Annotated in this window: 1 protein-coding gene and 1 pseudogene; one reads left to right on the forward strand and one right to left on the reverse strand. The window is 69.4% G+C overall.

Going from position 1 to position 1,236, the window contains the following annotated elements; all coding sequences use genetic code 11:
• Positions 1-291, reverse strand: a pseudogene (locus AB0M20_RS44455) (HAD family hydrolase); the annotation flags it as partial.
• A 176-nt stretch (positions 292-467) separates the two neighbouring features.
• Here AB0M20_RS44455 and AB0M20_RS44460 point away from each other — a divergent pair.
• Positions 468-1,040, forward strand: coding sequence for a helix-turn-helix domain-containing protein (locus AB0M20_RS44460; protein ID WP_364307616.1), 573 nt, complete (start codon positions 468-470; stop codon positions 1,038-1,040).
• Positions 1,041-1,236 lie beyond the last annotated feature (196 nt).

Genomic DNA, 1,236 nt, shown 5'->3' on the forward strand with positions numbered 1-1,236 from the left:
GCCCGAGATCTGCAGCGCGCAGGCGACCGTCGGATCGAGCCGCTCATGCGCGAGCGGGCCCTCGTGCAGCTCCTCGAGCAGGTCGATGGACGGGATGCCGAGCCCGTACCGGTCACGGATGGCGTCGGCCACGTCCCACCGCGAGGTCAGGCCGTCGGCATCAACGGAGAGTATCCAGTCGAGATCTTCGGCCGGGGCGCCGATCTCCTGGAGGAACCCCTTCGCCCACAGGCGGAAGGCACCGCTGCGGTCAAGCAGGGTGTCGTCCAGCGCGAGGAACACGAGAGGCACCCGCGCACTTTACGTGAGGCGACGGGAACGACGACAGCCCGTATGTGTTAACAAAGCTGCTTCTCCGGGACGGAATTCGCATCATCCGGGCAGAACTCCTCGGCGGCCGCCGCCGTAACCCGCAAGCCGTACGTACTGTTTGCAAGCGCACCGACGCCCGTGACACGATCGACGCCGTGCCTCGGGTGAGCCAGGACCAGCTCGACGCGCGCCGACACGAGATCCTCGCCGCCGCGCGTGGCTGCTTCGCGCGGTTCGGGTATGAGGGCGCCACAGTCCGCCGGCTCGAGGATGCGACCGGGCTGTCCCGCGGCGCAATTTTCCATCATTTCCGCGACAAGGACTCGCTGTTCCTGGCGGTGGCGGAGGACGACGCGGTGGCGATGGCCGAGACCGTGGCGCGCAACGGCCTGGTGCAGGTGATGCGCGATCTGCTCGACCGGGCCGGCAGCGGGGACACGGCGGGGTGGCTGGGCAGCCAGCTCGAGGTGTCGCGGCGGCTGCGCACCGACCCGGCGTTCGGCAAGCGCTGGGCCGAGCGGTCGGAGGCCATCGCGTCGGCGACCCGTGAGCGGCTGGAGCGGCAGCGGGAGGCGGGGGTGCTGCGCGACGACGTGCCGCTCGAGGTGCTGACCCAGTTCCTGGAGCTCGCGTACGACGGGATGGTTCTGCACCTGGCCACGGGCCGCCCGCCGGGTGAGCTGAGCCGGGTCCTCGACCTGGTCGAGGACGCGGTCCGCAAGGGTTGACGTTTCCGCTGGTCACCGGCCGTTTACCCGGTGCTGCACAATGAGGCCTCAGCCGCTCGGCTTGGAGGTTCGACCATGATCTGGGATCTCTCCGGACCTGCCTTTCTCGCCTGGTACGCCGCCGTACTCGTGGTGATCCTTGCTCTCTCGATCGTGCACCGATGGTTCGTCCTCGGCCGCCGCGCCCACGTGGTCG

The sequence above is a fragment of the Actinoplanes sp. NPDC051633 genome (genome assembly GCF_040681735.1).
Taxonomy (GTDB): domain Bacteria; phylum Actinomycetota; class Actinomycetes; order Mycobacteriales; family Micromonosporaceae; genus Actinoplanes.